The sequence below is a fragment of the Shigella flexneri 2a str. 301 genome (genome assembly GCF_000006925.2).
Classification (GTDB): Bacteria; Pseudomonadota; Gammaproteobacteria; order Enterobacterales; family Enterobacteriaceae; genus ECMA0423.
Map to the genome: position 1 here is coordinate 2,204,113 of NC_004337.2, position 21,634 is coordinate 2,225,746.

Sequence of the window (21,634 nt, forward strand, 5' to 3'; positions counted from 1 at the left end):
AATTTCCCATTGAAGCGATGTGTCAGGTATTTGGTGTATCCAGGAGCGGTTATTACAACTGGGTACAGCATGAACCCTCAGACAGAAAACAAAGTGATGAGCGGCTAAAACTGGAGATTAAGGTGGGACATATACGCACTCGCGAAACATATGGAACCCGGCGGCTCCAGACGGAGCTGGCAGAGAATGGCATCATCGTTGGTCGTGACCGACTGGCACGTCTTCGTAAGGAGCTAATGCTACGCTGTAAGCAGAAACGCAAGTTCAGAGCGACTACGAACCCGAACCACAATCTGCCAGTTGCGCCAAATCTGCTGAACCAGACGTTCGCTCCTACAGCACCAAATCAGGTCTGGGTGGCGGACCTGACGTATGTTGCCACACAGGAGGGATGGTTGTACCTCGCTGGCATCAAAGATGTTTATACGTGCGAAATTGTCGGCTACGCCATGGGAGAGCGCATGACAAAAGAGCTGACAGGTAAAGCCCTGTTTATGGCGCTCAGGAGCCAGCGCCCACCTGCCGGGCTAATCCACCACTCTGATCGAGGTTCACAGTACTGCGCATACGATTACCGGGTCATACAGGAGCAGTCTGGTCTGAAAACATCAATGTCGCGTAAAGGTAACTGTTACGACAACGCTCCGATGGAAAGCTTCTGGGGAACGCTGAAAAATGAGAGCCTGAGCCACTATCGTTTTAATAACCGGGATGAAGCCATCTCAGTAATACGGGAATACATTGAGATTTTCTACAATCGTCAGCGTCGTCACTCTCGTCTGGGGAATATCTCCCCGGCAGCCTTCAGGGAAAAATATCATCAGATGGCTGCTTAAAAAAAGAACAAATGGTAGTGTCCGCTATTGCCAGTACACCTCAGTATGTGGAGCAAGCGAAAGATAATTCTTTGCAACCTTCCCAAACGGTAACGGACTCTCTCAAGGTAGCGGACTTATCCACCATTATTCAGGAACAACCCTCTTTCGTAGCAGAAACCCGTGCGGCTGACAAAAATACAGATGCTGTTTTACCTTGGCTGGCGAAAGATATTGCTGTCGTTTTTCCGCCCGAAGTTGTACACACCACGTTAAGTCATCGCCGCTTTCCCGGAGTTCCTGTTCAGCAAGCAGACAAATTGACCCAATTACGTCGCTTAGCCTGTAGCGTGTCGCAACGGGATAATAAAACAGCCACATTTGACTTCAGCACCTGTTCTTTAGAATGGCAAAACACCGTCGCCCAAGCGATCAGTCAGATCGACGGCCTGAAAACAACACAGCTACCATCACCAGTAATGGCTGTACTCACGGCACTTGAAATGAAATGCACAAGATATAAAGTGCGTGAGGATGTTATGGATCAGATCGTCCAGGAAGGCAGTCTGGAATATGCTACTGATGTAATAATACACCTTCAACAGATTGATATTAAATGGGATGGTAATGCTGCCAACTTACTGATTTAGTGTATGATGGTGATTTTAAGGTGCTTGCGTGGCTTCCATTTCCATCAGATGTCCTTCCTGCTCCGCTACTGAAGGCGTGGTGCGTAACGGCAAAAGCACTGCCGGACATCTGCGCTATCTCTGCTCTCATTGCCGTAAAACATGGCAACTACAGTTCACTTACACCGCCTCTCAGCCCGGTACGCACCAGAAAATCATTGATATGGCCATGAATGGCGTCGGATGTCGCGCCAGTGCACGCATTATGGGCGTTGGCCTCAACACGGTTTTACGTCACTTAAAAAACTCAGGCCGCAGTCGGTAACCTCGCGCATACAACCGGGCAGTGATGTGATTGTCTGCGCTGAAATGGACGAACATTGGGGCTACGTCGGTGCTAAATCACGTCAGCGCTGGCTGTTTTACGCGTATGACAGGATACGGAGGACGGTTGTGGCGCACGTCTTCGGTGAACGCACTCTGGCCACACTGGAGCGTCTTCTGAGCCTGCTGTCGGCCTTTGAGGTCGTGGTATGGATGACGGATGGCTGGCCGCTGTATGAATCACGCCTGAAGGGAAAGCTGCACGTTATCAGCAAGCGTTACACTCAGCGCATTGAGCGACATAATCTGAATCTGAGACAACATCTGGCAAGGCTGGGACGGAAGTCACTGTCGTTCTCAAAATCGGTGGAGCTGCATGACAAGGTCATCGGGCATTATCTGAACATAAAACACTATCAGTAAGTTGGAGTCATTACCAAATGGGATTATGCGAATAATGTCATTATTATTCTGCCGTCTGGCATTGCACCTGACTACTTGGAGCAATATTCCAGATTTGAATTACGCCTACGTAAACATTTATCACTGGCGGAAGAGTCTCTCTGGCAAAAATGTGCACAAAAACTTATTGCCGCAATTCCACATATTCCAGAATGGCGGCAACCATTAATTGCTTTGTTATTACCCGAAAAACCAGAAATTGCACATGAAATTGCCCAGCATCTACTGGGGCAAAAAAAATTACCCTCGCTTGAGTGGTTAAAAATAGTGGCGACTGATGAGCACATTCTTGCCTCATTAGAAAAATATCACGAGCCATATGCCATTTTTGATGATTACTATTGTGGTGCGATATGGTCAGCCACCGTATTACAGGAGCAAGGTGTTGCAGCCCTGCCCCGATTTGCTCCCTATGCCGCAAGTGACTACTGCGCCGATGTGTTGCGTCATATCAATCATCCGTTCGCATTAACACTGCTTATACGTGTAGCCGGGCATACTAAACGCTGTCACGATCGAATGACGAAAGCCTGCGCTGCGTTCCCACACGCAGCACTGGCAGCACTGGCGGAACTTCTAGTGCAAAAAGAAGAGAATAGTTGGCGCATTATGCTAATGACGATGTTTATCTCGCAACCAGCACTGGCAGAACAGGTCATTCCCTGGCTTTCGACACCCGCAGTTGCAGTGCTGAAATCATGCCAGCACCAACTGACACAGCCCTCAAACCATGCCAGCGCCGATCTACTGCCAGCCATAGTAGTCTCCCCACCATGGATTTCGAAAAAGAAAAAATCGCCGATTCCGGTGCTGGATTTAGCGCCATTAGGCATCGAGCCAATCTGTTATCTGACAGAAGAAATCAGTAATCAACTTTTGGCGAAATATATCTGGTATTCAAAACACATCACGGTTAGCCATGAAGAAAGTACTACCAACCTGTTGGCAAGGATGGGTTTTCAACGACGGATCGCTGGTACATATATTAAAGCTCCCGAAGCGGTAGTTGAGGCATGGCTAAATGAAGATTATTCAACCTTACTAAGTGAATTTAAGGTGTTTCATTCACCTACCGGGCATTATTGGCAGTTGGGGATTTTGACAACATTGCCGCTGGAGGCTGGAGAAAGCAGTAAAAGCATGGAATGCCCTTACTCTATCTCCACATACCGATACCGAATACGCCATGTTACATTTTGGACTCAAAGGTTTACCTGGTTTAGTTAACTCAATTACACGCTATCCACAGGAAGCCTTGCCCATCACGAATTACTTCGCAGCGAGTGAGCTGGCTCCTGCCGTCGCCCGTGCCTTCAACAAACTCAAAACGCTACGCGAAAACGCCCGCACCTGGCTGTTGAAATACCCGGAACATGCCCTTACCGGCCTGCTGCCTGCGGCGCTCGGCAAAGCCGGTGAAGCACAGGATAACGCCCGCGCTGCCTTGCGTATGCTTACCGAAAACGGTCATCAGCCATTACTGCAAGAAATCGCCCGGCGTTATAACCAGTCGGAAGTAACAGACGCGGTGAACGCTCTGCTTGCGCTCGATCCCTTAGATAATCACCCGACAAAAATCCCCACTCTTCCGACCTTTTATCAGCCATCGATCTGGACGCGCCCGGTATTAAAAGCAAACGCCCAATCACTGCCAGATAACGCCCTCCTCCACCTCGGCGAAATGCTCCGCTTCCCTCAGGAAGAGGCTCTGTATCCGGGATTATTGCAGGTGAAAGACGCCTGTACCGCTGACTCTCTGGCTGAATTTGCCTGGGATCTGTTTACCGCCTGGCAGACCGCTGGCGCGCCGTCGAAAGAGAGTTGGGCGTTCACTGCGTTAGGCGTTCTCGGTAACGATGACACCGCCCGCAAACTGACGCCATTAATACGCGCCTGGCCTGGTGAATCCCAGCATAAACGCGCCACCGTTGGGTTGGATATTCTCGCCGCTATCGGTAGTGATATCGCCCTGATGCAGCTTAACGGCATTGCTCAGAAACTGAAATTCAAAGCATTACAGGAGCGGGCAAAAGAAAAGATTGCCGACATTGCCGAGAGCCGCGAACTCACGGTAGCGGAGCTTGAAGATCGGTTAGCACCGGATCTCGGTCTGGATGATAACGGTTCGTTGCTGCTGGATTTTGGCCCACGCCAGTTCACCGTCAGCTTTGATGAAACCTTAAAACCGTTTGTGCGTGATGTTTCCGGCAGCCGCCTGAAAGACCTGCCAAAACCAAACAAAAGCGATTATGAGTCACAGGCGAACGATGCTGTTAACCGCTACAAATTGCTGAAAAAAGATGCGCGTACCGTCGCGGCCCAGCAGGTAGCAAGGCTTGAATCCGCCATGTGCCTGCGTCGCCGCTGGTCGCCGGAAAACTTCCAACTCTTCCTGGTTGTGCATCCGCTGGTTCGCCACTTAACCCGCCGTCTGATTTGGGGCGTTTATAGCGCCGACAACCAGCTACTGGCCTGTTTCCGGGTAGCGGAAGATAACAGCTACAGCACCGCTGACGATGATCTTTTCACCCTGCCGGAAGGCGATATCTCTATCGGCATTCCTCACGTTCTGGAAATATCACCGACGGATGCTGTCGCCTTTGGTCAGCTTTTTGCCGACTACGAACTGCTACCACCGTTCCGTCAGCTTGACCGTAACAGTTACGCCCTGACAGAAGCCGAGCGCAACGCCAGCGAACTGACCCGCTGGGCAGGCAGAAAATGCCCGAGCGGCCGGGTCATGGGGCTGGCAAATAAAGGCTGGATAAAGGGCGAACCACAGGATGGAGGCTGGATGATCAAACCTCTCGGTCGCTGGTCGTTAATCATGGAAATCGACGAAGGTTTTGCGGTGGGTATATCACCAGCCGAACTTAGCGCTGAGCAGCTCTTAAGCAAGCTGTGGCTATGGGAAGGCAAAGCGGAAAGCTATGGCTGGGGGAGTAATTCAACACAGGAAGCGCAGTTCTCCGTACTCGATGCCATCACCGCCAGCGAGCTAATTAACGATATTGAAGCCCTGTTTGAATAAGGAAAGAGCATGGACAAGGAATTACCGTGGCTGGCGGATAACGCCCAACTGGAACTGAAATATAAAAAAGGCAAAACACCACTCAGTCATCGCAATTGGCCGGGCGAACCAGTGCCTGTTATCACTGAAAGCATCATTCAGACACTGGGTGATGAATTGCTACAAAAAGCTGAGAAGAAAAAAAACATTGTCTGGCGTTATGAAAATTTTTCACCGGAGTGGCAGTCCGCCATTACGCAGGCCATCAACTTGATCGGCGAACACAAACCCTCAGTCCCGGCCCGCACAATGGCGGCACTAGCCTTTATCGCGCAAAATGACAACCAACAGTTGCTCGACGAAATCGTCCAACAAGAGGGGCTGGAATATGCGACTGAGGTGGTGATTGCACGCCAGTTTATTGCACGGTGTTATGAGAGTGATCCTCTGGTAGTCACATTGCAGTATCAGAACGAGGACTATGGCTATGGTTATCGCTCAGAAACCTATAACGAATTCGATCTCCGACTGCGTAAACACCTCTCTCTGGCAGAGGAAAGCTGCTGGCAGCGTTGCGCCGACAAACTCATTGCCGCACTGCCAGGAATAACCAAAGTTCGCCGCCCTTTTATTGCGCTGATCCTCCCCGAAAAACCAGAAATCGCCAATGAGTTGGTAAGCCTTGAATGCCCGCGGACTCATTTTCATTCTAAGGAGTGGTTAAAAGTTGTTGCTACTGACCCCAAAGCGGTGAGAAAACTCGAACGCTACTGGAGCCAGGATATATTTAGCGATCGAGAAGCCAGCTACATGTCGCATGAAAACCACTTCGGCTACGCGGCCTGCGCTGCCCTTTTGCGCGAACAAGGACTGGCAGTCGTTCCGCGCCTCGCGATATATGCCCATAAAGAAGATTGCGGCAGTCTGCTGGTACAAATTAACCATCCGCAAGTCATCCGCACCTTGCTGTTAGTTGCTGATAAAAACAAACCCAGCCTGCAACGTGTGGCTAAATACAGTAAAAACTTCCCCCATGCGACACTCGCCGCACTGGCAGAACTGCTGGCGTTAAAAGAACCACCAGCCCGCCCAGGTTATCCAATCATCGAAGACAAAAAGCTGCCTGCACAGCAAAAAGCTCGAGATGAATACTGGCGTACGCTGTTACAAACGCTGATGGCATCGCAGCCACAACTGGCAGCAGAAGTGATGCCGTGGTTAAGTACTCAAGCCCGGGCAGTGCTGAATAGTTATTTATCGGCACCGCCCAAACCAGTTATTGATAGCACCGATAACAGCCAAATGCCTGAAATCCTCGTTTCACCACCATGGCGTGGGAGAAAGAAAAAGACTTCCATACGTCACTTTTCGCTGCCTGATCTTACGCTTGCACCGCAAACGTACAGGTCGCCGAATAAACACTGGACGCCGGAACAGCAAACTGCAATTGACCATTTTAGCGCCATGTCTTTTGACGAACGTCTTGCTACGAGAGGAGCGGATATCTTCTTGCGGGAATTAGGTTTTGACGTTCATAGCCTGGAATTTAATAAGCGTCTTCTTAATGGACAGTTGGATGCCTTTGATGCTCAGCAACTGCAAGAATACACATCAATAGGACTATTGCGTACTTATCACGCGCATCAGGCCAAATCTAAACAGTACCGGGAAGACGCCACCAATGCATTACTGGCACAAGATAGCATTGCGTTGATGGGAGGGTGGCGAACTTTTCAGCACGGATTTTACTATGGTAATGAACAGCGTTGGGGGATTTGGAATCTGTACCTTATCGCGCAGATGCCGCGCGAAATGGCGGTATCGTGCTGGCAACAAATTGTCGAGGCTGATTTTCATTACACCGGGGTGGAATATTTGTTAAGTGTGCTGGGTACCGATGCTTTGCCTGGATTAAACACCGCCTTTGCCCGACATCCAAAAGAGATATTTCCGCTGCTGATTCATTTCGGCGCAACAGAACTGGCCCTGCCCATTGCCCGCGTCTGGCACCTTTTTGCGGGCCAGCGTAATCTGGCTCGCCAGTGGATTTTACAATGGCCGGAACATACGGCTACTGCACTTATCCCTCTTGTCTTCACCAAATCTAGCGATAAAAGCGAAGCTGCATTACTTGCCCTGCGTTTACTTTACGAACATGGGCATGGCGAATGGCTACAAACTGTAGCCAATCGTTGGCAGCGTACAGATCTATGGCCTGCCCTGGAACAATTACTTAAACAGAGTCCAATAGAGATTTACCCGGCACGCATTCCAAAAGCCCCTGATTTCTGGCATCCGCAAATGTGGTCCAGGCCGCGCCTTATCACTAATAATCAACCTGTTACCGATGACGCTCTGGAAATTATCGGCGAAATGCTGCGCTTTACCCAGGGGGGACGTTTTTATAGCGGGCTGGAACAACTGAAAACGTTCTGCCAGCCACAAACGCTGGCAGCTTTTGCCTGGGATCTCTTCACTGCGTGGCAACAAGCTGGTGCCCCCGCAAAAGACAACTGGGCATTTCTGGCGTTAAGTCTCTTTGGTGACGAAAGCACGGCACGGGATCTAACGACACATATCCTCGCCTGGCCACAAGAAGGCAAATCTGCCCGTGCGGTCAGTGGCATGAACATCCTTACCCTGATGAATAATGATATGGCGCTGATGCAGCTGCATCATATATCGCAACGGGCGAAATCCCGCCCCTTACGTGATAACGCGGCGGAATTTCTTCAGGTAGTCGCAGAAAATCGCGGGCTAAGCCAGGAAGAGTTAGCGGACAGATTAGTCCCAACACTGGGCCTTAATGATCCGCAGGCGTTGAGTTTTGATTTTGGTCCCCGGCAGTTTACCGTTCGCTTCGATGAAAACCTCAACCCGGTTATCTTTGATCAGCAAAACGTTCGCCAGAAAAGTGTTCCCCGGTTGCGCGCCGATGACGATCAACTGAAAGCGCCCGAGGCACTGGCCCGACTAAAAGGGTTAAAAAAAGATGCTACTCAGGTGAGCAAAAACCTGCTCCCGCGTCTTGAAGCTGCCCTACGTACCACCCGACGCTGGTCGCTGGCAGATTTTCATTCTCTGTTTGTTAATCATCCCTTTACCCGTCTGGTTACCCAGCGATTAATATGGGGGGTTATCCGGCAAATGAACCGCGTCGTTTACTCAACGCCTTTCGTGTGGCCGCAGAGGGGGAGTTCTGCAATGCGCAAGATGAGCCAATTGACCTGCCTGCGGACGCTCTGATTGGCATTGCCCACCCGTTAGAAATGACAGCAGAAATGCGCAGTGAATTTGCACAGCTTTTTGCCGATTACGAAATTATGCCGCCTTTTCGCCAGTTGTCGCGCCGCACGGTGCTGCTCACACCTGACGAGTCAACCAGTAACAGCCTGACTCGCTGGGAAGGTAAATCCGCTACCGTTGGGCAACTTATGGGAATGCGATACAAAGGCTGGGAGTCAGGTTATGAGGACGCATTTGTCTATGACCTGGGTGAGTACCGGCTGGTCCTTAAGTTTTCACCCGGTTTTAACCACTACAATGTTGATAGCAAAGCGCTAATGAGCTTCCGTTCTCTTCGAGTGTACCGTGACAATAAATCCGTCACTTTTGCCGAACTTGATGTGTTTGATTTGAGTGAGGCGTTAAGCGCACCTGACGTCATTTTCCATTAAAACAAAGCGGGCAGTGATGCGACTGCCCGTTATCTACACGACTTACCAGCGGGGAAAGCGATGATCGTGCAAAAAGAGCTGGTTGCTATTTACGATTATGAGGTCCCTGTACCTGAAGATCCGTTTTCCTTCAGACTTGAGATCCATAAATGCTCTGAATTATTTACAGGTTCCGTCTACCGACTGGAACGGTTCCGGCTACGTCCAACATTTCATCAACGTGATCGAGAGGATGTTGACCCGCTAATAAATGATGCGTTGATTTATATAAGAGATGAGTTTATTGATGAGCAAAAATTACGAGGCGAATCACCTGAACCTGTAATAGTAATTTTTAATTGTAAACTACAGAATATATTCAACCAACAAATAGAATTATATACTCTAGATAATTCAAGTCGCAGCACATGCAACTTGAAGTATGACGAGTATAGCTTTATTAAAGGGGGGAACGGTATTCCCCCTTAGATGCGTTTCAATTTGCCCGTTACTTCAACAAATCAATCAACCGTAACAGAGCCACTAATAGCTCCAGTACAGCAATGAGCACGGTTAACTTTTGTGTCAGCGTGTCCATCCGCTCTCCTTATTAAGGAGCACAACACCAGCACCTTACCCTTACACTGCCTGTCGATACTGGTTTACGTTTGTTGAGTCGCCATGTTGCACTCCGGATCAGAGCACTACCTGCGGCACCACCCGTCCGGTAGCCAGGACTTGAAATAGGTTCGATCCGGCGCAACTTCCCAACAGTCAGGATTATAAATCTCATTATCTTAATTGCAACACTGTCCAGAGGTGGTTATAATTCGTTCGTTGGAACACGATGTTGCACAGGCAGTGGTGTTAGGCCTGAAAATAGTAAATAAAAGAACCTGCCTCACCAGCAGTTTTTTTTATTTACTGTGATCTGCTTTCCAGATATTTTTCGCTCAAACAACTAATGCGCCAAACATTTATTGCGCGTAAAATATCGTTTATTTCATTAATACATTTCAGGGATGAATATATGTCACCGCAGAATAATCATCTGCAGCGTCCGCCTGCTGCTGTGTTATACGCCGATGAACTGGCAAAATTAAAACAAAATGATAACGCACCTTGCCCGCCCGGTTGGCAGTTAAGTTTGCCTGCGGCCCGTGCTTTTATCCTTGGCGATAGCGCGCAAAATATTAGCCGTAAAGTGGTGATTAGTCCCTCCGCTGTCGAACGTATGTTAGTCACTCTTGCCACCGGACGCGGTTTGATGTTGGTGGGGGAACCTGGCACCGCAAAATCTCTCCTGTCTGAATTACTGGCAACCTCTATTAGCGGCGATGCCGGGTTAACCATCCAGGGCGGCGCATCTACTACCGAAGATCAAATCAAGTACGGCTGGAACTACGCCCTGCTTATCAATCATGGTCCATCAACGGAAGCGCTGGTCCCTGCCCCGCTTTACCAGGGAATGCGCGACGGCAAAATCGTCCGTTTTGAAGAGATAACGCGTACACCGCTGGAAGTGCAAGACTGTCTGTTAGGTATGCTTTCTGACAGGGTGATGACGGTGCCGGAACTCACTGGTGAAGCCAGTCAGCTCTATGCGCGAGAAGGCTTTAATATTATTGCCACTGCCAATACCCGCGATCGCGGCGTCAATGAAATGAGTGCTGCGCTAAAGCGTCGCTTCGATTTTGAAACTGTCTTTCCGATTATGGATTTCGCCCAGGAGCTGGAGCTTGTCGCCAGTGCTTCGGCGCGTTTGCTGGCCCATAGCGGTATTCCGCATAAAGTGCCTGACGCGGTACTGGAGTTACTGGTCCGCACCTTCCGCGATCTGCGTGCCAACGGCGAAAAGAAAACGTCAATGGATACACTAACAGCGATTATGTCCACCGCTGAAGCCGTGAACGTGGCCCACGCCGTAGGCGTCCGCGCCTGGTTTTTAGCGAATCGCGCAGGTGAGCCAGCCGACCTGGTGGACTGCATTGCCGGAACCATCGTCAAAGATAACGAAGAAGATCGCGCTCGTCTGCGCCGTTACTTCGAACAGCGTGTCGCCACACATAAAGAAGCTCACTGGCAGGCTTATTATCAAGCCCGCCACCGCCTGCCGTGAGGAAAGATGCATGAGCGAGCCGTTAATTGTCGGCATCCGGCATCATAGTCCGGCCTGCGCCCGGCTGGTGAAATCGTTAATCGAAAGCCAGCGGCCACGATACGTGTTGATTGAAGGCCCTGCTGATTTTAATGACCGGGTAGACGAACTGTTTTTAGCCCACCAGCTTCCGGTAGCTATTTACAGTTATTGCCAGTATCAGGACGGTGCAGCCCCCGGGCGTGGTGCCTGGACGCCATTTGCTGAATTTTCGCCGGAGTGGCAGGCGCTACAAGCCGATCGTCGTATTCAGGCACAAACTTACTTCATCGATTTGCCTTGCTGGGCGCAGAGTGAAGAAGAGGACGATTCGCCTGATACGCAAGAGGAAAGCCAGACCTTGCTGCTGCGTGCCACCCGCATGGATAACAGCGACACCCTGTGGGATCACTTGTTCGAAGATGAAAGCCAGCAAACTGCATTACCCTCTGCACTGGCGCACTATTTTGCCCAACTGCGGGGCGACTCCCCCGGCGATGCTCTAAATCGTCAGCGCGAAGCCTTTATGGCCCGCTGGATTGGATGGGCGATGCAGCAAAATAATGGCGACGTGTTAGTTGTCTGCGGTGGCTGGCACGCTCCGGCACTGGCAAAAATGTGGCGCGAATGTCCGCAGGTAATTAACACGCCAGAATTGCCGTCGCTGGCAGATGCCGTTACAGGTTGTTATCTCACCCCCTACAGTGAAAAGCGCCTTGATGTGCTGGCAGGATACCTTTCAGGAATGCCTGCCCCGGTCTGGCAAAACTGGTGCTGGCAGTGGGGCTTACAGCAGGCGGGAGAACAACTGCTAAAAACGGTTCTCACCCGTTTGCGCCAGCACAAGTTGCCTGCTTCGACCGCGGATATGGCTGCCGCTCATCTGCATGCGATGGCACTGGCACAGTTGCGCGGTCATACACTACCGTTACGCACTGACTGGCTGGATGCCATAGCAGGATCGCTGATTAAAGAAGCCCTGAATGCGCCGTTGCCGTGGAGCTATCGCGGCGTTATTCATCCCGATACCGATCCGATTCTGCTAACGTTGATAGACACATTAGCGGGTGACGGATTCGGTAAACTTGCCCCTTCTACGCCACAACCGCCTCTGCCAAAAGATGTCACTTGCGAACTGGAACGTACCGCAATCTCTCTTCCGGCGGAGCTTACCTTAAATCGCTTTAACCCCAATGGACTAGCGCAAAGTCAGGTGTTACATCGGCTGGCAATACTGGAGATCCCAGGGATTGTACGCCAGCAGGGAAGCACACTGACACTTGCAGGCAACGGTGAAGAACGCTGGAAATTAACCCGCCCGCTTAGCCAGCATGCGGCATTGATTGAGGCCGCCTGCTTTGGTGCCACACTCCTGGAAGCCGCACGCCATAAATTAGAAGCCGATATGCTGGACGCGGGTGGAATCGGCAGCATTACCACATGTCTTAGCCAAGCGGCGTCAGCGGGTCTGGCGTCCTTCAGTCAACAATTACTGGAGCAACTCACATTATTAATCGCCCAGGAAAATCAATTTGCCGAAATGGGCCAGGCGCTGGAAGTGCTATATGCCTTATGGCGGCTGGATGAAATTAGCGGTATGCAAGGCGCGCAGATATTACAAACGACGTTATGCGCGGCTATCGATCGCACGCTGTGGCTGTGTGAATCCAACGGCAGACCGGATGAAAAGGAGTTTCACGCTCACTTGCATAGCTGGCAAGCGTTGTGTCATATCCTGCGCGATCTACATAGCGGTGTGCAACTCCCCGGCGTTTCGCTTTCTGCGGCGGTAGCCTTGCTGGAGCGACACAGTCAGGCGATTCATGTCCTGGCACTGGATCGCGGCGCGACTCTTGGTGCGCTGATGCGTCTGGAACATCCCAACGCTAGTGCCGAAGCGGCGCTGACGATGCTGGCGCAGTTATCCCCGGCACAATCCGGCGAGGCGCTGCACGGTTTGCTGGCATTAGCCCGTCATCAACTGGCCTGTCAGCCGGCATTTATCGCCGGTTTCAGCAGTCATTTAAATCAACTAAGTGATGCCGATTTTACCAATGCCCTGCCCGATTTACGCGCGGCAATGGCCTGGCTACCGCCACGAGAACGCGGGACGCTGGCGCATCAGGTGCTTGAGCATTATCAACTGGCGCAACTTCCCGTTTCGGCACTGCAAATGCCGTTGCATTGTCCACCGCAAGCCATTGCACATCATCAACAACTCGAACAGCAGGCACTGGCATCGCTGCAACACTGGGGAGTTTTCCATGTCTGAACTGAACGATCTTCTGACCACCCGTGAGCTACAACGCTGGCGATTAATTCTTGGCGAAGCGGCAGAAACGACGCTTTGTGGGCTGGATGACAACGCCCGGCAGATAGATCACGCGCTGGAGTGGCTGTATGGGCGCGATCCTGAACGGCTCCAGCGTGGTGAACGCTCTAGTGGATTAGGTGGCTCAAATCTCACCACTCCTGAGTGGATCAACAGTATTCACACGCTGTTTCCGCAACAGGTGATTGAGCGGCTGGAAAGCGATGCCGTACTGCGCTACGGCATTGAAGATGTGGTGACAAATCTCGACGTGCTGGAACGTATGCAGCCTTCCGAAAGCCTGCTACGCGCCGTTTTGCACACCAAACATCTGATGAACCCCGAAGTACTGGCTGCCGCCCGCAGGATTGTGCGCCAGGTTGTGGAAGAAATTATGGCGCGACTGGCAAAGGAAGTTCGTCAGGCTTTTTCTGGTGTCCGCGATCGTCGTCGCCGCTCATTTATTCCACTGGCGCGAAACTTTGATTTCAAAAGTACTCTGCGCGCCAACCTGCAACACTGGCACCCGCAACACGGCAAGTTGTATATCGAATTCCCCCGCTTTAACAGCCGCATTAAACGCCAAAGCGAGCAATGGCAACTGGTCTTACTGGTTGATCAAAGCGGATCGATGGTCGATTCGGTGATCCACTCTGCGGTGATGGCGGCCTGTTTATGGCAGTTACCCGGCATTCGTACCCATCTGGTGGCGTTTGACACAAGCGTCGTTGATCTCACGGCAGACGTTGCCGATCCGGTAGAGTTATTAATGAAAGTGCAATTAGGCGGCGGAACCAATATCGCCAGTGCCATGGAGTATGGTCGGCAACTTATTGAACAACCTGCAAAAAGCGTCATTATCCTCGTGAGCGATTTTTATGAAGGGGGTTCATCATCATTGCTGACGCACCAAGTGAAAAAGTGTGTCCAGAGCGGCATCAAAGTGCTGGGACTGGCAGCGCTCGATAGCACAGCAACACCTTGCTATGACCGCGATACGGCCCAGGCGCTGGTTAATGTCGGCGCACAAATAGCCGCCATGACACCGGGCGAGCTGGCATCATGGCTTGCGGAGAATCTTCAGTCATGAATTCACTACGTCCGGAATTATTAGAACTGACACCGCAGGCACTGACGGCGTTAAGCAATGCCGGTTTTGTTAAGCGCAGCCTTAAGGAACTGGAAAATGGCAACGTCCCGGAAATCAGCCATGAGAACAGCGCTTTAATCGCCACCTTCAGTGACGGTGTCCGTACCCAGCTGGCGAACGGCCAGGCACTGAAAGAGGCTCAGTGCACCTATGGGGCCAGCGGCATGTGCCGTCATCGCGTGATGCTGGTGTTAAGTTATCAACGACTTTGTGCTACCGCCCAGCCTACGGGAAAAGAAGAGGAATGGGATCCGGCAATCTGGCTGGAAGAACTGGCTACCCTTCCCGATGCCACCCGCAAACGCGCACAGGCGCTGGTCGCTAAAAGCATCACCATTGAGTTGTTCTGTGCGCCGGGTGAAATTCCCTCTGCCCGCTTACCGATGAGCGATGTGCGTTTTTATTCCCGCAGCAGTATTCGTTTCGCCCGTTGTGATTGTATTGAAGGCACACTTTGCGAACATGTCGTACTGGCAGTACAGGCCTTTGTCCAGGCAAAAGCGCAGCAAGCGGAATTGACTCATTTAATCTGGCAGATGCGCAGCGAACACGTCACATCATCTGACGATCCGTTTGCCAGCGAAGAAGGCAAAACGTGTCGTCAATATGTTCAACAACTAAGCCAGGCATTATGGCTGAGCGGCATCAGCCAGCCGCTTATTCACTACGAGGCCGCTTTCAGCCGCGCGCAGCAAGCAGCGGAACGCTGCAGCTGGCGATGGGTGAGTGAATCGCTACGGCAACTGCGCGCCAGCGTTGATGCCTTCCACGCCCGCGCCAGCCACTATCATGCCGGAGAATGCTTACGTCAGCTTGCGGCATTAAACAGTCGATTAAATTGCGCACAAGAGATGGCCCGGAGCGACAGTGTTGGTGAAGTTCCTCCTGTGCCGTGGCGCACGGTCGTTGGCTCTGGCATTGCCGGAGAAGCAAAGCTTGATCATCTGCGGCTGGTGTCTTTAGGTATGCGTTGCTGGCAGGATATTGAGCATTATGGTTTACGCATCTGGTTTACCGATCCCGACACCGGCAGTATTTTGCACCTTTCGCGCAGTTGGCCGCGAAGTGAACAGGAAGACTCACCGGCAGCTACGCGTCGGCTGTTTAGTTTTCAGGCTGGCGCACTGGCGGGTGGGCAAATTGTTTCACAAGCAGCAAAACGCAGTGCCGATGGCGAGCTGCTGTTAGCTACCCGCAACCGCTTAAGCAGCGTTGTACCGCTGTCGCCTGATGCCTGGCAAATGTTGAGCGCGCCGTTACGCCAGCCGGGCATTGTGGCTTTGCGGGAATATTTACGCCAGCGTCCCCCCGCCTGCATACGGCCTCTTAATCAGGTCGATAACTTATTTATTCTGCCGGTCGCTGAGTGTATTTCGCTCGGTTGGGATAGCAGCCGCCAGACGCTGGATGCGCAGGTAATCAGCGGCGAAGGTGAAGATAATCTGCTGACGTTATCACTGCCAGCCTCAGCCAGCGCGCCTTATGCCATTGAACGCATGGCGGCGCTTTTGCAACAAACAGACGACCCCGTGTGTCTGGTTTCTGGCTTTGTCAGTTTTGTTGATGGGCAATTGACACTGGAACCACAGGTAATGATGACAAAGACTCGTGCCTGGGCGCTGGACGCAGAAACTGCGCCTGTGGTGGTATCACTACCTTCTGCCAGCGTTCTGCCTGTGCCGTCTACTGCTCATCAGTTGCTGATGCGCTGCCAGGCGTTACTTATTCAACTGCTCCATAACGGCTGGCGCTATCAGGAACAGAGCGCTATTAATCAGGCAGAGTTGCTGGCGAATGACCTCACCGCGGTGGGTTTTTATCGGCTGGCACATGTGTTGGCACAATTTCGTAATACAGAAAGCGAGGCACGGGTAGAAGCAATGAATAACGGTGTTTTGCTTTGCGAACAATTATTCCCCATGCTTCAGCAACAAGGATGAAATAGTGCTTTTTACTAAGAGTTCTACTCCAGTTCCGGACTGCTCACGCCACGGTATTAGGCATATCCTATATAGCCCCTGGTGAGAGTCACCAGTTGGTAATGACTCCAACTTACTGATAGTGTTTTATGTTCAGATAATGCCCGAATGCAGCTCCACCGATTTTGAGAACGACAGTGACTTCCGTACCAGCCTTGCCAAATGTTGTCTCAGATTCAGATTATGTCGCTCAATGCGCTGAGTGTAACGCTTGCTGATAACGTGCAGCTTTCCCTTCAGGCGTGATTCATACAGCGGCCAACCATCCGTCATCCATACCGCGACCTCAAAGGCCGACAGCAGGCTCAGAAGACGCTCCAGTGTGGCCAGAGTGCGTTCACCGAAAACGTGGTCCACATCCGTCCTCCGTATCTTGTCATAGGTGTCAACCAGCCAGCGCTGACGTTTTTTAGCACAAAAATAGCCCCAATGTTCGTCCATTTCAGCGCAGACAATCACATCAGTGCCCGGTTGTATGCGCGAGGTTACCGACTGCGGCGTGAGTTTTTTAAGTGACGTAAAACCGTGTTGAGGCCAACGCCCATAATGCGTGCACTGGCGCGACATCCGACGCCATTCATGGCCATATCAATGATTTTCTGGTGCGTACCGGGCTGAGAGGCGGTGTAAGTGAACTGTAGTTGCCATGTTTTACGGCAATGAGAGCAGAGATAGCGCTGATGTCCGGCAGTGCTTTTGCCGTTACGCACCACGCCTTCAGTAGCGGAGCAGGAAGGACATCTGATGGAAATGGAAGCCACGCAAGCACCTTAAAATCACCATCATACACTAAATCAGTAAGTTGGCAGCATTACCCACCAGTTTCTTGATTAAATAAAATGGAGTTTTACATGAAGGCTTTCAATAAGCTGTTTTCCCTCGTTGTTGCATCTGTTCTGGTTTTCTCTCTTGCTGGCTGCGGTGACAAAGAAGAATCGAAGAAATTCAGCGCCAATCTGAACGGCACTGAAATTGCCATTACCTATGTCTACAAAGGTGACAAGGTGCTTAAGCAATCTTCTGAAACCAAAATTCAATTTGCCTCCATTGGTGCAACCACCAAAGAAGATGCTGCCAAGACACTTGAGCCGTTAAGCGCCAAATACAAAAACATCGCGGGTGTTGAAGAAAAATCAACCTATACCGATACCTACGCGCAGGAAAACGTGACTATCGATATGGAAAAAGTGGATTTTAAAGCCCTGCAGGGTATTTCAGGAATCAACGTTTCTGCTGAAGATGCCAAAAAAGGTATCACTATGGCGCAAATGGAACTGGTGATGAAAGCCGCTGGTTTTAAAGAAGTGAAATAATCTGTCGGCGGCCATGTTTCGCATGGCCGCCATACCCGTCTTAGCTTTTCTTCACATGCTGGCGCGCTGCCAGTCCACGCAGAAAATAACGTAAAAATTGATCGCCGCATTCGCGGAAGTTTTTATGATCCGGTGCGCGCATCATCGCTGTAATTTCCGGCATCGAAACGCGGAACTGCTGTTCGGTGAGGATAGCCAGAATGTCGGTAATGACTCCAACTTACTGATAGTGTTTTATGTTCAGATAATGCCCGATGACCTTGTCATGCAGCTCCACCGATTTTGAGAACGACAGTGACTTCCGTACCAGCCTTGCCAGATGTTGTCTCAGATTCAGATTATGTCGCTCAATGCGCTGAGTGTAACGCTTGCTGATAACGTGCAGCTTTCCCTTCAGGCGTGATTCATACAGCGGCCAGCCATCCGTCATCCATACCACGACCTCAAAGGCCGACAGCAGGCTCAGAAGACGCTCCAGTGTGGCCAGAGTGCGTTCACCGAAGACGTGCGCCACAACCGTCCTCCGTATCCTGTCATACGCGTAAAACAGCCAGCGCTGACGTGATTTAGCACCGACGTAGCCCCAATGTTCGTCCATTTCAGCGCAGACAATCACATCACTGCCCGGTTGTATGCGCGAGGTTACCGACTGCGGCCTGAGTTTTTTAAGTGACGTAAAACCGTGTTGAGGCCAACGCCCATAATGCGTGCACTGGCGCGACATCCGACGCCATTCATGGCCATATCAATGATTTTCTGGTGCGTACCGGGCTGAGAGGCGGTGTAAGTGAACTGTAGTTGCCATGTTTTACGGCAATGAGAGCAGAGATAGCGCTGATGTCCGGCAGTGCTTTTGCCGTTACGCACCACGCCTTCAGTAGCGGAGCAGGAAGGACATCTGATGGAAATGGAAGCCACGCAAGCACCTTAAAATCACCATCATACACTAAATCAGTAAGTTGGCAGCATTACCAGAATGTCATCGGTTTTCAGCGAAAACGCGATGCGTAATTTTTTCAGCACGATGTTGTTATTAATGCGACGTTCCGGCTCCAGTGCCGGAGCAGACTCATCCTTGCCGCGTTTTTCATAAATCAGGCCATTGAGGAATGACGACAAAACAATGTCCGGACAACGCTGAAAACCCTCTTCGTCTTCTTTACGTAGCCAGACGGCGATCTGTTCCGCGGTGGCTTCGACATTATCCAGCGCCAGAATACGCACCAGGTCATTATTATTGGCTTTCAAAATGTAGCGCACGCTGCGCAGAATATCGTTACTTATCATGAGGCCTTCAGGTGTTGATGAGGCAAAAAGCCATTTTAGCAGTCTTTTACAGGCCAATCGCCTCTTTTAAGCTTTTCAGATAACGGCGGCTGACCGGCACGGTTAAGCCATTACGCAAAATCAACTCGGCCTGGCCGTTATCTTCCAGACGAATCTCCTGTAAATGCGCGAGGTTAACCAGATACTGACGATGGCAGCGCAGTAGTGGTGTACGACTTTCCAAGGTACGTAATGTCAATTCGGTAAAGCCCTCTTTCCCTTCGTGGCTGGTAACGTAGACACCGCTCATCCGACTGCTGACAAATGCCACATCTTTCATTTGCAGCAAATAAATCCGACTATGCCCCGTACAAGGGATAAATTTCAGCGCCTGTTGATTTTCCGGTAACAGCGAAACATCCTGCTTGCTGCGCTCCTGACGCAATCGCGCCAGCGTTTTCTCCAGTCGCGCTTCATCAATTGGCTTCAGCAGATAATCAAAGGCATGTTCTTCAAAGGCTTTAATAGCGTATTCGTCAAACGCAGTGAGAAAAACAATATACGGGCGATGTTCCGGGTCAAGCATCCCCACCATTTCCAGACCACTGATGCGCGGCATCTGGATATCGAGAAACAGCACATCCGGGCGCAGTTTATGCACCGCGCCGATCCCTTCCACGGCGTTTGAACACTCTCCAACGATTTCAATATCGCTCTGCTCCTGCAAAAATATACGCAGGTTCTCCCGTGCTAACGGTTCATCATCGACAATTAAGACTTTAATCATGCCTCGTCCCTCCATGGTAGTCGTAACGTTATTCGGGTGTAACTATCAGGCTCACAGGCGACGCTTATTCCATAGTCATCGCCAAACCGTTCACGTAAACGCTTATCCACCAGATTCATCCCCAGCCCACTGGCATTGGTTACCGGTTGATACAAACCGGCATTGTCTTCGATCTCCAGCATCAAATGTTGCCCCTCACGTCGGGCGCTGATTGCCACTCGCCCTGTATCCAGCAGTTGTGATGTCCCATGTTTAATGGCGTTTTCCACTATCGGTTGCAGGGTAAACGCGGGCAATTGCTGCTGGGATAATTCTTGCGGAATAGCAATGTTGACCTGCAACCGCGACTGGAAGCGCGCCTTTTCAATTTGCAGATAAGCGTTCACATGTTCAATTTCGTCGGCGAGAGTAACAAACTCCGAAGGCCGCTTTAAGTTTTTGCGGAAAAAAGTGGAAAGATACTGCACCAGCTGGCTGGCCTGTTCGCTGTCGCGGCGGATCACCGCTTTAATGGTGTTAAGCGCATTAAACAAAAAATGAGGATTCACCTGGGCGTGAAGCAGTTTGATTTCTGACTGGGTGAGCATCGCTTTTTGCCGCTCATATTGCCCTGCAAGAATCTGCGCCGAAAGCAGTTGCGCAATCCCCTCGCCCAGCGTGCGGTTTATTGAACTGAATAACCGGTTTTTGGCTTCATACAATTTGATGGTGCCCATCACGCGCTGATTTTCGCCACGCAACGGAATTACCAGCGTCGACCCCAGTTTGCATTGCGGATGCAAAGAGCAACGATAAGGTACTTCGTTGCCATCAGCGTAGACCACTTCACCGGTTTCAATCGCTTTTAAGGTGTAAGTCGAAGAAATCGGTTTGCCGGGTAAATGGTGGTCGTCACCAATTCCGGTAAAGGCCAGCAATTTCTCTCGATCGGTAATCGCGACTGCACCAATATCCAGCTCCTGATACAGTACCTGAGCCACTTTCATGCTGTTCACTTCGTTAAACCCCTGTCGCAAAATGCCTTCCGTCGAGGCTGCCACTTTCAGCGCAGTGGCAGAAAAAGCCGAAGTGTATTTTTCAAACATCGCGCGTTTATCGAGCAATATACGCATAAACAGCGCCGCGCCGACGGTATTGGTGACCATCATTGGCGCAGCAATATTACTCACCAGACGCACCGCATCTTCATAAGGTCGGGCGATCGCAAGGATGATCAGCATTTGCACCATTTCAGCGACGAACGTGACGGCACCGGCGGTAATGGGGTTAAAGACTTTATCAGTGCGCCCGCGACGGATCAGGATGCTGTGTACCAGGCCGCCGAGCAATCCTTCAACGATGGTTGAGATCATGCAACTTAGCGCGGTCATGCCCCCCATCGAATATCGATGTAAGCCGCCGGTCAGACCAACCAGCCCACCGACGACCGGACCGCCGAGTAAGCCGCCCATTACCGCGCCTATCGCACGGGTATTGGCAATAGAATCGTCAATGTGCAACCCAAACCAGGTGCCCATGATGCAGAAGATGGAAAAGACGATGTAGCAGAGAAATTTATGCGGCAGACGAACCGTGACCTGCATTAACGGTATGAATAATGGCGTTTTACTCATTAACCACGCAATGACTAAAAAAACGCACATCTGCTGAAGCAGCAGCAACACCAGATTAAAATCGTACATACCCGCAAACCACACTTCCCTTTAAAACGCGTAACATACATTGCCTGCGTTTAACTTTCTTTGAACTCTTGCAGAAAAATGAGAATTCGTGAGTACGATCACTCAAAATCGCC

The 21,634-nt window shown here is 51.0% G+C and carries 15 protein-coding genes, 2 pseudogenes and 7 other annotated features (2 of these 24 running past the window's edge); of the genes and pseudogenes, 11 read left to right on the forward strand and 6 right to left on the reverse strand.

From position 1 onward, the window contains the following. Positions 1-2,291, forward strand: a sequence feature ('Similar to Escherichia coli K12 molybdate metabolism regulator, first fragment gi: 1788433 (275 aa). BLAST with identity of 98% in 956 aa. This CDS has been disrupted by insertion. The sequence has been checked and is believed to be correct.') (it extends 576 nt beyond the left edge of the window). Next, positions 1-879 (forward strand) — a mobile genetic element; it begins 385 nt to the left of the window's first position. (Overlaps the previous feature by 1,264 nt.) The 10 genes and pseudogenes from SF2182 to yehQ all read left to right on the forward strand — a co-directional run bounded on the left by SF2182 (position 18) and on the right by yehQ (position 16,434). Beyond that, entirely contained in the window at positions 18-836 is an 819-nt protein-coding gene (locus SF2182) for an insertion sequence element IS600 protein (RefSeq protein ID NP_708003.1), read from the forward strand. It overlaps the preceding feature by 819 nt. Then, positions 1,439-2,206 (forward strand) — a mobile genetic element. After that, positions 1,494-1,769 carry an insertion element IS1 protein InsA gene (gene insA / locus SF2183; protein ID NP_708004.1) on the forward strand — a complete coding sequence of 92 codons (276 nt, stop codon included), beginning with the start codon at positions 1,494-1,496 and terminating at the stop codon, positions 1,767-1,769. (Overlaps the previous feature by 276 nt.) Then, positions 1,796-2,191 carry an insertion element IS1 protein InsB gene (insB, locus tag SF2184; RefSeq protein ID NP_708005.1) on the forward strand — a complete coding sequence of 132 codons (396 nt, stop codon included), beginning with the start codon at positions 1,796-1,798 and terminating at the stop codon, positions 2,189-2,191. A gap of 113 nt (positions 2,292-2,404) precedes the next feature. Next, positions 2,405-4,348 (forward strand) — a sequence feature ('Similar to Escherichia coli K12 molybdate metabolism regulator, second fragment 2 gi: 1788434 (646 aa). BLAST with identity of 96% in 648 aa. This CDS contains an in-frame stop codon. The sequence has been checked and is believed to be correct.'). Next, positions 2,405-4,348, forward strand: a pseudogene (gene molR_2 / locus SF2185). It overlaps the preceding feature by 1,944 nt. 922 nt (positions 4,349-5,270) lie before the next feature. Next, positions 5,271-8,917: a sequence feature (Similar to Escherichia coli K12 regulator ref: NP_416621.1 (1210 aa). BLAST with identity of 81% in 1215 aa. This CDS contains an in-frame stop codon. The sequence has been checked and is believed to be correct.), on the forward strand. Further along, positions 5,271-8,917 (forward strand): annotated as a pseudogene (yehI, locus tag SF2186). Its footprint overlaps the feature before it by 3,647 nt. Positions 8,918-8,977: 60 nt before the next feature. Then, positions 8,978-9,385 carry a hypothetical protein gene (locus SF2187; protein NP_708006.1) on the forward strand — a complete coding sequence of 136 codons (408 nt, stop codon included), beginning with the start codon at positions 8,978-8,980 and terminating at the stop codon, positions 9,383-9,385. A gap of 475 nt (positions 9,386-9,860) precedes the next feature. Beyond that, on the forward strand, positions 9,861-11,015 hold the full coding sequence (yehL, locus tag SF2188; protein NP_708007.2) for a hypothetical protein: 1,155 nt from the start codon (positions 9,861-9,863) through the stop codon (positions 11,013-11,015). 10 nt (positions 11,016-11,025) lie between these two features. Continuing rightward, the gene (yehM, locus tag SF2189) at positions 11,026-13,305 is read left to right on the forward strand and encodes a hypothetical protein (protein NP_708008.2); all 2,280 of its coding nucleotides are present in this window, start codon (positions 11,026-11,028) and stop codon (positions 13,303-13,305) included. Continuing rightward, positions 13,298-14,434, forward strand: coding sequence for a hypothetical protein (gene yehP, locus SF2190; RefSeq protein NP_708009.2), 1,137 nt, complete (start codon positions 13,298-13,300; stop codon positions 14,432-14,434). The genes yehM and yehP overlap by 8 nt, the downstream gene beginning before the upstream one ends. Next, the gene (yehQ, locus tag SF2191) at positions 14,431-16,434 is read left to right on the forward strand and encodes a hypothetical protein (RefSeq protein ID NP_708010.2); all 2,004 of its coding nucleotides are present in this window, start codon (positions 14,431-14,433) and stop codon (positions 16,432-16,434) included. The genes yehP and yehQ overlap by 4 nt, the downstream gene beginning before the upstream one ends. Before the next feature lie 97 nt (positions 16,435-16,531). After that, positions 16,532-17,289: a mobile genetic element, on the reverse strand. Here the strand turns inward: yehQ and insB (SF2192) are convergent. Next, positions 16,567-17,040, reverse strand: a complete 474-nt coding sequence (insB, locus tag SF2192) for an insertion element IS1 protein InsB (protein NP_708011.1) — start codon at positions 17,038-17,040, stop codon at positions 16,567-16,569. It overlaps the preceding feature by 474 nt. 35 nt (positions 17,290-17,324) lie before the next feature. Between insB (SF2192) and yehR the strand changes: the two genes are divergently transcribed. Then, positions 17,325-17,786, forward strand: coding sequence for a hypothetical protein (gene yehR / locus SF2193; RefSeq protein NP_708012.2), 462 nt, complete (start codon positions 17,325-17,327; stop codon positions 17,784-17,786). Positions 17,787-17,991: 205 nt separating this feature from the next. Beyond that, positions 17,992-18,759, reverse strand: a mobile genetic element. Here yehR and insB (SF2194) read toward each other — a convergent pair. The 5 genes from insB (SF2194) to yehU form a co-directional block, all read right to left on the reverse strand. Continuing rightward, entirely contained in the window at positions 18,007-18,402 is a 396-nt protein-coding gene (insB, locus tag SF2194) for an insertion element IS1 protein InsB (RefSeq protein NP_708013.1), read from the reverse strand. It overlaps the preceding feature by 396 nt. Continuing rightward, complete coding sequence (insA, locus tag SF2195; RefSeq protein NP_708014.1) at positions 18,429-18,704, reverse strand: insertion element IS1 protein InsA; 276 nt, start codon at positions 18,702-18,704, stop codon at positions 18,429-18,431. It lies within the feature at positions 17,992-18,759. Next, entirely contained in the window at positions 18,738-19,130 is a 393-nt protein-coding gene (gene yehS, locus SF2196; protein ID NP_708015.1) for a hypothetical protein, read from the reverse strand. Beyond that, complete coding sequence (yehT, locus tag SF2197) at positions 19,120-19,839, reverse strand: two-component response-regulatory protein YehT (protein ID NP_708016.2); 720 nt, start codon at positions 19,837-19,839, stop codon at positions 19,120-19,122. The genes yehS and yehT overlap by 11 nt, the downstream gene beginning before the upstream one ends. Continuing rightward, positions 19,836-21,521, reverse strand: coding sequence for a 2-component sensor protein (gene yehU / locus SF2198; protein NP_708017.2), 1,686 nt, complete (start codon positions 21,519-21,521; stop codon positions 19,836-19,838). The genes yehT and yehU overlap by 4 nt, the downstream gene beginning before the upstream one ends. Between the last annotated feature and the right edge of the window lie 113 nt (positions 21,522-21,634).